Origin of the sequence: Acidovorax facilis, assembly GCF_023913775.1 — a bacterium.
Taxonomy (GTDB): domain Bacteria; phylum Pseudomonadota; class Gammaproteobacteria; order Burkholderiales; family Burkholderiaceae_C; genus Acidovorax; species Acidovorax facilis.
In genome coordinates this window covers 1-9,954 of sequence record NZ_JAMXAX010000182.1, presented here as the reverse complement: position 1 = coordinate 9,954, position 9,954 = coordinate 1, and the positions used below count along the sequence as shown (strand labels likewise).

At 65.1% G+C, this 9,954-nt stretch carries 9 protein-coding genes; 6 read left to right on the top strand and 3 right to left on the bottom strand.

The window, feature by feature from the left end; translation table 11 throughout:
- The first annotated feature begins 276 nt into the window (after positions 1–276).
- Complete coding sequence (gene purN, locus NFX52_RS27955) at positions 277–858, top strand: phosphoribosylglycinamide formyltransferase (RefSeq protein WP_055398507.1); 582 nt, start codon at positions 277–279, stop codon at positions 856–858.
- Positions 859–1,116: 258 nt separating this feature from the next.
- On the opposite strand, the gene xopAW is transcribed toward purN, so the two are convergent.
- The gene (xopAW, locus tag NFX52_RS27950; protein WP_055398506.1) at positions 1,117–2,100 is read right to left on the bottom strand and encodes a XopAW family type III secretion system calcium-binding effector; all 984 of its coding nucleotides are present in this window, start codon (positions 2,098–2,100) and stop codon (positions 1,117–1,119) included.
- A 237-nt stretch (positions 2,101–2,337) separates the two neighbouring features.
- Between xopAW and NFX52_RS27945 the strand changes: the two genes are divergently transcribed.
- Positions 2,338–3,066 carry a response regulator gene (locus tag NFX52_RS27945; RefSeq protein WP_055398505.1) on the top strand — a complete coding sequence of 243 codons (729 nt, stop codon included), beginning with the start codon at positions 2,338–2,340 and terminating at the stop codon, positions 3,064–3,066.
- Positions 3,054–4,178 (top strand): ATP-binding protein, encoded by a 1,125-nt coding sequence (locus NFX52_RS27940; protein ID WP_055398504.1) that lies wholly within the window; start codon positions 3,054–3,056, stop codon positions 4,176–4,178. Before NFX52_RS27945 ends, NFX52_RS27940 begins: the two co-directional genes overlap by 13 nt.
- An 11-nt stretch (positions 4,179–4,189) precedes the next feature.
- On the opposite strand, the gene NFX52_RS27935 is transcribed toward NFX52_RS27940, so the two are convergent.
- The gene (locus NFX52_RS27935; RefSeq protein ID WP_055398508.1) at positions 4,190–4,444 is read right to left on the bottom strand and encodes a DUF1653 domain-containing protein; all 255 of its coding nucleotides are present in this window, start codon (positions 4,442–4,444) and stop codon (positions 4,190–4,192) included.
- A gap of 68 nt (positions 4,445–4,512) precedes the next feature.
- On the opposite strand from NFX52_RS27935, the gene NFX52_RS27930 reads away from it, so the two are divergent.
- The 3 genes from NFX52_RS27930 to NFX52_RS27920 all read left to right on the top strand — a co-directional run bounded on the left by NFX52_RS27930 (position 4,513) and on the right by NFX52_RS27920 (position 9,167).
- Positions 4,513–6,372, top strand: coding sequence for a M48 family metallopeptidase (locus NFX52_RS27930; protein WP_055398503.1), 1,860 nt, complete (start codon positions 4,513–4,515; stop codon positions 6,370–6,372).
- 171 nt (positions 6,373–6,543) lie between these two features.
- Entirely contained in the window at positions 6,544–7,818 is a 1,275-nt protein-coding gene (locus tag NFX52_RS27925) for an RsmB/NOP family class I SAM-dependent RNA methyltransferase (protein WP_055398502.1), read from the top strand.
- Between the two features lie 134 nt (positions 7,819–7,952).
- Positions 7,953–9,167, top strand: a complete 1,215-nt coding sequence (locus NFX52_RS27920; RefSeq protein WP_055398501.1) for a DesA family fatty acid desaturase — start codon at positions 7,953–7,955, stop codon at positions 9,165–9,167.
- 62 nt (positions 9,168–9,229) lie between these two features.
- Here NFX52_RS27920 and NFX52_RS27915 read toward each other — a convergent pair whose 3' ends face one another.
- Positions 9,230–9,643 (bottom strand): hypothetical protein, encoded by a 414-nt coding sequence (locus NFX52_RS27915; protein WP_055398500.1) that lies wholly within the window; start codon positions 9,641–9,643, stop codon positions 9,230–9,232.
- Between the last annotated feature and the right edge of the window lie 311 nt (positions 9,644–9,954).

Here is a 9,954-nt window from a genome sequence, read left to right as displayed (position 1 = left end):
CTGTCGGGCTTGGGGTTGGCGCTGCGTTGTGCGACAGAGTATGCAGGCTAGGCGCCCAGCGCAAGCTGCACTGGCTGTGCAGCGAGCATGGGCAACGCCGCCTGCGTGCTCTGTCGCACAACCCTTCGGGCCGCCGCCTGGGGCCGCCATGCTGCGTTGCGGGTTCGTTGTGTGGCTGGGCCACACGGCCTCACCCGCGCCTTGCCTGGTACCCCCAGGCGGTGGCGCAGAGCCAACCCCATGCTCGACAGCCTCCTAGATAATCCATGGCAATTTATGAAGAACATCGTCATTCTGATCTCTGGCGGCGGCTCCAACATGGCCACCATCGTGCGTACCGCACAACAGGAGCACTGGGAGCAGCGCTACGGCGCCCGCGTCGCGGCCGTCATCAGCAACAAGCCCGATGCCGCCGGGCTGGTGTTTGCGCGGGAGCAGGGCATCGCTGCCGAGGCGCTGGACCACAAGGCCTTTGCCAGCCGCGAGGCTTTTGATGCCGAGCTGGCGGCCACCATTGACCGCCACCAGCCTGCCCTGGTGGTGCTGGCGGGGTTCATGCGCATCCTGACGCCAGGGTTTGTGGCGCACTACGCCGGGCGGCTCATCAATATCCACCCTTCGCTGTTGCCGGCCTTTACCGGGCTGCACACACACCAGCGCGCCATCGACGCGGGCTGCAAGTTTGCGGGCGTGACGGTGCACCAGGTGACGGCCGAGCTGGATGTGGGCCCCATCCTGGACCAGGCCGTGGTGCCGGTGCTGCCGGGCGACACGGCCGAGACGCTGGCGGCCCGGGTGCTGACGCAGGAGCACGTGATCTACCCCCGGGCCGTGCGGGCGCTGATTCAGGCCTTGTAGTCCACAGGCTGATCGGTTTGGGAGCGTCCGGCTTTCGCCCCCCACAGGCCTTGGTGAGCTCAGGGGGTATATTGTTTGCTATAAAATTAGTAGCTAACTACGCTTGTCCATGAAGCGATAGAGCCTGTTTTTGTTCATATTTTCTGCTGCCGGATGGCTCAGAGATCCCGGCGCACGCAGCTCGTCAACTGACGGGCGAATCGCACTGCGTGGCCAGAAAACCTGCGGCTGGTGGCAAGCCAGCCCCTTCCTTTTTGATCAGGCCATTGCGCTCAGGCTACCGGTGCTGGCGGGCGAATTCCAGTCATTGGCCGCCATTGCGTACTGCTGGCGCGCAAAGTCGGCCAGCCGCGCCAGGTCGTTGCGTTGGCTGGTGTCCGATGTCGATGCCTGGCTGGGGGGCTGCTGGAGCTGGCTGGTCAACTGGTCGATGAAAGTCCTGGATTCGCTGGCGCTGATGCTGGCGTCGCCATCGGTGTCGATGGCGTTGAACAGCGCGGTGATCGCGTCCTGCTCCACGCTGCTGGGGCTGCCAGCCAGCCGTTCTGTCAGCGAGACCTCACCATCCTTGTTGGTGTCCAGGGCGTCGTAGGTGGTGCTGCTGTTGGCGGAAGCACTTGCACCACCTGGGCCTCCGGGTGGTGGTGGCATGCCGCCCATGGCCTGCATGCCGCCGCCTGCTTCACCCGCCGCGCCGGAAGGGCGGCCCGCGTCGAATTCGGCTTGGGTCAGGCTGCCGTCGCCGTCTGCATCCAGTTGACTGAACGCGTCGTCACTGCTGACGCCCGCTTGGCTCGCCGTGCCGCCCGACATCGCCTCCAGCAGGGCCTGCAGCTCGGTCTTGCTCACGGCGCCATCGCCGTCGCTGTCCACCTTGCCAAAGAGGTCGTCGCCCGCCTGGCCGGTGGCGGTGTCGCTGTCGCCCCGCGACTGGGCAAAAGCCATGGTGGACGGTGGCGGGGGCAACACGCTTTGCATCGTCTTGCCCAGCTCGTCAGCGTTGAGGTTGCCGTCCCCATTGCTGTCGTACCGCTTGACCAAGTCTGCAGCGCTGGTCTGGCTGCTGACGCCGGAAATTTTGGCCACATCGTCCAGAAGGCCCTGCAGTTCGGTGTCACTCACGCCGCCGTTGCCGTCGGCATCGATTTTGGACAGCAGCCGCTCCGGCGTGGGCGCCGGGCGTGATGCCCGCTGCACACTTGCACTGGACCAGGCACTGCTGACGCTACTGATGGTCGTCATCGTCGTTCCTTTCGCTCCAAGGGTGGGTCGGTGCCTGGTCCTCCAAAACGGAAGCCCTCAGCCATGGCCCGTAACCATTCTTGGTTGTGCGTGTCTCCGGGGTTTGTCTGCTTTGTACCAAGGTCGATACAAAGGGCGTCCACAAGGACCGAACAATGGCGGAAATGCCCGCCAGATCGTCGCCAGCAGTGGTTTGTAGCTGCCTAAACTTGGGTGTTCTTTTGCACGACAGAGCCCATGCAACACATCCTGGTGGTGGACGACGATGTGGAGATCACCACACTGCTCACCGAATACCTCGCCCGCTTTGGCCACGCCGCCCACGCGGCGTGTGATGCGGCGTCGATGCGCGCGCAGATGCTCGCGCACCCCATCGGCCTGGTGGTGCTGGATGTGATGCTGCCCGGCACCGACGGCATCACCCTCGCGCGGGAGCTGCGTGAACGCTCCCGGGTGCCGATCATCATGCTCACCGCCCGCGCAAACCCCTACGACTGCGTGCTGGGCCTGGAGATGGGGGCCGACGACTACATGGGTAAACCCTTCGAGCCGCGCGAGCTGGTGGCACGCATCCAGACCGTGCTGCGCCGCACGCGCGGCGAGAGCGCCCCGGCCCCCCAGGAGCCTGACGGGGTGGTGCGCTTTGATGGCTGGACCCTGCACAGCATCGAGCGGCACCTGGTATCCCCACAGGGTGTGGTGGTGCCGCTGTCCAACGCCGAATTTCGCCTGCTCTGCACCTTCTTGCGCATGCCGCGCCGCGTTTTCAGCCGCGACCAGCTCATGGAGCAGGCGCGAGGCCGGGCCATGGACGCATTCGAGCGCAGCATCGATCTGCTGGTCTCGCGCCTGCGCAGCAAGCTCTCGGACGACCCGCGCTCGCCCTCGATGATCCGCACTGTGCGGGGCGCTGGTTACGTGTTCAACGTGCAGTCGCTGCAGGGGCAGGTGGGATGGCCGCATTGATGGTTGCGCGCTGGCCTGCGGCGCTGCGGCGCTGGCTGCCTGACACCCTTTTTGGCCGGCTCGCTCTGCTGCTTATCGTGGCCGTCATCGTGAGCCATGTGCTGGCGCTGACTTTGATGTTTGAACTGCGCCCCGCGCACCCCGCGCACCCCGGGCACCCGCCTGGCCCGCAACCCCCCGGGGTGGCAGCCGATGGGCACTCTTTGCCGTTGCCGCCGCCGGGTCCAGAGCAGGGCTTGTGGAATGCCCCGCCGTCGCTGCAACTGGGGCTGCTGCTCGACATCAGCGTGCGGCTGGCGGCGCTGGTGGCCGTGGCCTGGTGGGCGGCACGCTGGCTGTCGCGCCCCATGCACCGGCTGGCCACGGCGGCGCAAGAGTTGGGCCGCGATATCGACCGGCCCCCGCTGCCCGAGGACGGCACGCTGGAATGCCGCGACGCCAGCCGTGTGTTCAACCAGATGCAGGCGCGCATCCGACAGCAATTGGCCGAGCGCGACCGGTTTGTGGCGGCGGTGTCGCATGACCTGCGCACGCCGCTGACCCGGCTGCGCCTGCGCACCGAATGCCTGGACGATAGCCACGCCCAGCAGCTGTTTCGCCGCGACATTGCAGAGATGGACGCCATGATCGCCTCAACGCTGGACTACCTGCGCGGCGTGGCTGGCGCCGAGGCTTGGGTGCTGCTGGATGTGCAGGCCCTGGTGGACAGCATGGCCGACGACCAGCTCGCCATGGGCCATCGGGTCACGGTGGCGGGGCAGGCGGCCCCGCTGCGGGGGCAGGCCGTGGCGCTGCGGCGCTGTCTGGACAACTTGGTGGGCAACGCGATTCGCTACGGCGGCAGCGCCGAGGTCACGCTGCACGATGCGGTCGATGCGCTGACCATCGAGGTGCGTGACCATGGCCCGGGTTTGCCTGCCGAAGAGCTGGAGCGGGTCATGGAGCCGTTCTACCGCATCGAGTCCTCGCGCAACCGCCAGAGTGGCGGGGCCGGGCTGGGGCTCACCATTGCCAGCGATATCGTGCGGCGGCACGGAGGGAGGCTGGCCTTGCGCAATGTTGCGGGTGGTGGTTTGGTGGCAGCAGCCATTTTTCCGCGCACTGCGGCGTGAGCCCACCGGGCTCAGCCCGCTGGGGTTTCATCCCCGCATTTCTCAAACCGTGGCCGCATCACACCGTCAACGAGCACCTGCTCTTCAAACATGGCGGCGGGTCGCACCCACAGCCCACGCTGGCCATAGAGCGCGCGGTACAGCGTCATGGGCTCCAGCGTTTCGCTGTGGCGCACGGTATTAATCACCTCGTAGAGCATGCCCTTGTAGTGGCGGTACAGGCCGGGTGGTGTGCGAATGAGTGCTGGCAGGTCGTCGTCGGTCATGGTGGTGGGTGCGGGGTCGTGAGTGGTTAGGATGGCGGTTGAAAACAACCCAAGAGTGAGGGAAGCCCGTGGATCAGGCAGATTTTGTGCATCTGGTGCGCATGAGCGAGCATGCCAGTGCTGACAACAGCCGCGCATACCGCCGCAGTGTGGCCGTGTTTGCGGCGCTGGGCTATGCCTGGGTGCTGGGGTGCCTGGGACTTGCCGCAGGCATTTTGCTGTGGGTGGTGCCGCAGATGTTGCAGGGGAAGTTTCGCTTTGCCATGGTGTGGCTGCTGCTGGGGGCTGCGGGCCTGCTGTGGGTCAGCCTGCGGGCGCTGTGGGTGCGTTTTGACGCGCCTGAGGGCGTGGAGATCACGGCGCTGGAGGCACCGGAGCTTTTTGAGGCGCTGGAGCGCATCCGCCGCAAGATCAAGGGCCCGCCCATCCACAAGGTCACGCTGAACGACGAGTTCAATGCGAGCATCCAGCAGCTGCCCAAGTACGGCCTGCTGGGTGGCGCCGTTAACCACCTGAGCATCGGGCTGCCTTTGCTGATGGCGTTGGACCGGCCGCGTTTTCTCGCCGTGCTGGCACACGAGTACGGCCACTTGCGCGGCGACCATGGCCGGTTTGCGGCCTGGATCTATCGCACACGCCTGTCGTGGATGCGCCTGAACCACAGTCTGGCCGACGACGAAGGCCCGGTGGCCGCGGCCACGCAGGCGTTCATGCGCTGGTACTTTCCGCGCTTTTCGGCCAAGACGTTTGCGCTGGCCCGCCAGGACGAATACGAGGCCGACCGCATTGCGGGCAAGCTGCTGGGCCGTGATGTGACCGCCGCCGCCCTGGCCGAGATCGAGATCCGGGGCGCAGCGTTGCAGGCAGAGTTCTGGGGCAACCACTGGTGCGGTGCCGCTGGCAATCCGCTGCCGGTGGGGCCTTATCGCAGCATGCGTCGTTTCCTGGCCGAGGCCCCGGATGCCGCTTTTGCCAACGACGCACTGCGCCAAGCGCTCAAGCGCCTGAGCAGTGTGGACGACACCCACCCCGGCTTGCGGGACCGCATCGAAGCACTGGATGCCACGCCCACACTGCCCGACTGGTCGCGTGGCAATGCCTTGACCCTGCTGGGCGATGAGGCCAAACGGTGGGTCAAACACTTCGACAAACAATGGTGCCGCGACAACGCTACGGAGTGGAAGCAGCACCATGCGTGGCTGGAGCGTGTGCGCGCACGCGCCCAGGCGCTGCAGGCTTCCATCGCTCAGAACAGTGCGGCCGAGCTGGTGGAGCTTGCCCGCCTCAAGCGCCATCTGGACCCCCGTGCCGATGTGCGTGCCTTGTATGAGCTGGCGCTGGAGCGCAGCCCCGAGTACGCGCCTGCCCTGTGTGGACTGGTGCCTTGCCTGCCCGAGGACGATCGCGAAGGCAAGCTTCTGCTGCTGCACCGGGTGTGGGAAGCGGGCAGCAACGACCGCTACTGGGCCGCGCGCACCGCGCTGGCCGAGCTGGAAACTCCCCGCATGGGGATGGAGCATGATGCGGCGGCCTTCAAACAGTGGCGCAAGCGGCTGGAGCGCGCGCAGGAGTCCGAAGAGCGCGCCTGGGAAGAGCTGTCGGGCACCTCCTTCTTCAGCCAGATCACGCGTCACGACCTGAGCCCCTTCGAACTGGCCGAGCTGCAATCGGAACTGGCCCGCTGTGCGCCCCTTGCCCGCTGCTGGCTAGTGCGCAAGAACCTGCGCGAGCATCCGCAGCGCCGTGCGTACCTGATCTTTGTCGAGCTGCCGGGGATGGACGATGAAAGCCGTTACCACCTGTGCCGTGCCCTGGAGCGCAATCTGAGCCTTCCCGGCCCCGCGCTGGCGCTGGCGCTGTGGGCGGGTGAATCGCCCACGCTCAAGGAAATCCAGCGCTACGCGTTCGATCCGATCTATACCCGTTGATTGCCAACTTTTTGCTCGTCCCTTTCTCGTCTGCACGGTGAGTTGCACACGATGGTGGAGACTGGCGCAGGCCCAGCCCAGTGCCACCGTGGAACTGGCTTCGCCAGGCCGCCGGTGGCGTCCCCCTCCGGGGGATGACGCGAAGCGGCTCAGGGGGTGGACAATACGGGGATGCATCCCAAAGTTCTTCTCGACGCCTGTGCCGAATTGGTCAGGCTCACCCTCACGTTTGAACACCCCGCCGATGCGGTGGTGTCACGATTCTTCCGCGACAACCGGGGCCTGGGCCCCCGCGAGCGGGCCACCCTGGCCGAAACGGTCTACACCGTGCTGCGCAAGAAGCTCCTGTTCGACCACATGGCGCCCTCGGGCTCGGGACCCAAGGAGCGCCGTCTGGCCATCCTGGGGTTTTACGGCCCGCGCGACTTCCTCAAGAGCGCACTGACTGACCAGGAAAAGAACTGGCTGGACCAGTGCGATGCGGTCACGGTCGATGACCTGATGGAGCGCCACCGTCACAACCTGCCCGAATGGCTGGTGAAGCCCCTCAAGGACCAACTGGGCGACGGCTTCTGGCCGCTGGTGGAAAGCCTGGCGCAGAGCGCCCCGCTGGATTTGCGCGTTAATGCCCTCAAAGACAAGCGTGCCGACGTGCAAAAGGAGCTCGCCAAGGCCGGTATCAAGGCCAGCCCCACGCCGTATTCGCCCTGGGGCCTGCGCATTGACGACAAGCCAGCGCTGACCAAGCTGGATGCGTTCACGCGCGGTGCCATCGAGGTGCAGGATGAAGGCTCGCAGTTGCTGGCCCTGCTGCTTGACGCCAAGCGCGGCGAGATGGTGGTGGATTTTTGCGCAGGTGCAGGTGGCAAGACCCTGGCCATCGGCGCGGGCATGCGCAGCACCGGGCGCCTGTATGCGTTTGATGTCTCGGCGCACCGTCTGGATGCTCTGAAACCGCGCCTGGCCCGCAGCGGCCTGTCGAACGTGCACCCCGCCGCCATTGCCCACGAGCGCGATGACCGCGTCAAGCGGCTGGCGGGCAAGATTGACCGCGTGCTGGTCGATGCTCCGTGCTCGGGCCTGGGGACTCTGCGGCGGAACCCGGACCTCAAATGGCGCCAGTCGCCCAAAGCCATCGAAGAGCTGGTGGCCAAACAGACCGCCATTCTGGACAGCGCAGCGCGCCTGCTCAAGCCCGGCGGCCGTCTGGTGTATGCCACCTGCAGCATCCTGCCGCAGGAAAACGAGGCCATCGCAGAGGCATTCAGCGCATCGCACACGGACTTTGAACTGCTCGACGCGGGCGAACTGCTGGAGCAGCTCAAGGTGGAGGGGGCCAAGGGTCTGTGCAGCGGTGGTGAGTCGGGCAGTGGGTATTTGCGCCTGTGGCCCCATGTGCACCAAACGGATGGGTTCTTTGCCGCAATCTGGTCCAAAAAGGCCTGACTTGGCATTCTAAAGGCGCTAAATCAGCGTAAATACCATGGATACCCCCGAACCTATTTCGTGGGGACCACTCTAAAATCAGATGCCCGGTCCGTTGGCGAACGGGTTCTCTGTAGAAGTAAGGCTTTCTGAATATGCTGTTACCCGATTGGGCTGTACTGAACGCTGCCATTGACTGGCTAGGCCATGGGTTGTGGAACCTGGCCTGGTGGCAGATCATTCTGTACACCCTGGCGACGACCCACATCACCATTGCGGCGGTCACGATTTTCCTGCACCGCGCGCAGGCGCACCGCGCGCTGGACTTGCACGCCATCCCTTCGCACTTTTTCCGCTTCTGGCTGTGGATCGGTACGGGCATGGTCACCAAGGAATGGGTCGCTATCCACCGCAAACACCACGCCAAGTGCGAAACCGTGGACGACCCCCACAGCCCCCAGACCCGTGGGCTGGACACCGTGATGTGGCGTGGCGCCGAGCTGTACCGCGCCGAGTCCAAGAACCTGGAGACGATGAAGAAGTTCGGCCACGGCACGCCCGATGACTGGATGGAGCGCAACGTCTACACCCGTTACGGCTGGCAGGGTGTGGGCCTCATGCTGATCCTGAACCTTGCACTGTTCGGCGCTCTGGGCGCCGCAGTGTGGGCGGTGCAGATGCTCTGGATTCCGTTCTGGGCGGCGGGTGTGGTCAACGGTGTGGGCCACTACTGGGGCTACCGCAACTTTGAGGCGCAGGATGCCAGCACCAACCTCTCGCCCTGGGGCATCATCATTGGCGGCGAAGAGCTGCATAACAACCACCACACCTATCCCACGTCGGCCAAGTTCTCGGTCAAGCCGTATGAGTTCGACATCGGCTGGGTCTACATCACCATGATGAAGAAGATTGGCTGGGCCACGGTCAAGAAGGTGCCGCCCAAGCTCCAGTTGGGTGACGTCAAGCCTGTAGCCGATGAAAAGACGCTGGAGGCCCTGATTGCCAACCGCTATGAGGTGATGGCTGGCTATGCACGTGGCGTGCGCCAGGCCTGCAAGGACGAAATCGCAGCGCTCAAGGCACGCAATGCCGATGCCTCGGTGCTCCAGGCCGCCAAGCGCTGGCTGCACCGCGATGCCGAGAAGGTGCCGGCCATCGCATTGCCGCAACTGGCCCAGGCCCGTGCCGCGCACCCCGCGCTCGACAAGATGGTCACCATGCGCGAAGAGCTGCGCCAGCTTTGGCTCAACACCTCGCAATCGCGCGAGCAGCTCACCGCGGACCTGCAAGCCTGGTGCCGCCGCGCGGAAGAAAGCGGTATAGCCGCACTGCGTGAGTTCTCGCTGCGGCTGCGTGCGGCGCAGGCCTGAAGCGGGCCGCGCATTGTCCAAGGCCTTGCCATCTGGCAAGGCCTTTTTCTTTGGTGCAGCGGTTACCGCATTGCGGGCACCTTGCCAAAAGTGCGGTTCTTTGCGGTTTTGTCCCGGCCTGCAAAGGCCGAGCGCAGCAGGTGTCGTAATTGGTGCCAAAGCCCCGGTCTGGGGGTGCCTTCGATCACCTGGATCTCTGAGCGGCAGTGCAGGGCGTTGCCCACCTGCACCCAGGTGGCCTTGGTGTTCCAGCCCTCGGGCAGATGTTCGCCCGCACCAAGCCGCATTTGCGGCAGAGTGTGCAACGCGTGCCCGAAGTCTCGTGGAGCAAAGCGAAGTGACACCTCTCCCTGAGTGGTGTGCAGTGCGCTGCCGGGCGGCAGGCACAGCCACAGGCTCTGGCCGGGTGCGAGGCCCAAGGTGACTGCGGCCGACGGGGTGGTGGGCGGTATGGTGGTTGGATTGCGCTGTGGCATGGTGCGGGGCTCCTGAAGAAAGGGCTGCTGTGAGGCTGTAGCGTAAAAAAAGCAGCGTTGCCCCGGCAGGTACACGGCGGTGCAGGAACGGGTAGAACAGCGCAGATTACTGGCGTGCTGTTATGGTCCGATCTGTGCGTTCCTGTATCTGTACCCGCAGAGAGGGCTCGGGCACGATGCGCCTCTAGGGCAACGCTGATTAAGGTCCACCATTGAGAGGGGTCAAACGTTATCCGCAGATGAAGCAGCAGACCTTGGCAATGGCCGCAGATCAAGACAACGGATTCGAGCATTCGCGCAAACCCACCCGA

What these genes read in the sequence shown, in the direction of transcription:
- purN (WP_055398507.1), top strand. Translation starts at nt 277, where the DNA reads ATGAAGAACATCGTCATTCTGATCTCTGGCGGCGGCTCCAACATGGCC.
- xopAW (WP_055398506.1), bottom strand. Translation starts at nt 2,100, where the DNA reads ATGACGACCATCAGTAGCGTCAGCAGTGCCTGGTCCAGTGCAAGTGTG.
- NFX52_RS27945 (WP_055398505.1), top strand. Translation starts at nt 2,338, where the DNA reads ATGCAACACATCCTGGTGGTGGACGACGATGTGGAGATCACCACACTG.
- NFX52_RS27940 (WP_055398504.1), top strand. Translation starts at nt 3,054, where the DNA reads ATGGCCGCATTGATGGTTGCGCGCTGGCCTGCGGCGCTGCGGCGCTGG.
- NFX52_RS27935 (WP_055398508.1), bottom strand. Translation starts at nt 4,444, where the DNA reads ATGACCGACGACGACCTGCCAGCACTCATTCGCACACCACCCGGCCTG.
- NFX52_RS27925 (WP_055398502.1), top strand. Translation starts at nt 6,544, where the DNA reads ATGCATCCCAAAGTTCTTCTCGACGCCTGTGCCGAATTGGTCAGGCTC.
- NFX52_RS27920 (WP_055398501.1), top strand. Translation starts at nt 7,953, where the DNA reads ATGCTGTTACCCGATTGGGCTGTACTGAACGCTGCCATTGACTGGCTA.
- NFX52_RS27915 (WP_055398500.1), bottom strand. Translation starts at nt 9,643, where the DNA reads ATGCCACAGCGCAATCCAACCACCATACCGCCCACCACCCCGTCGGCC.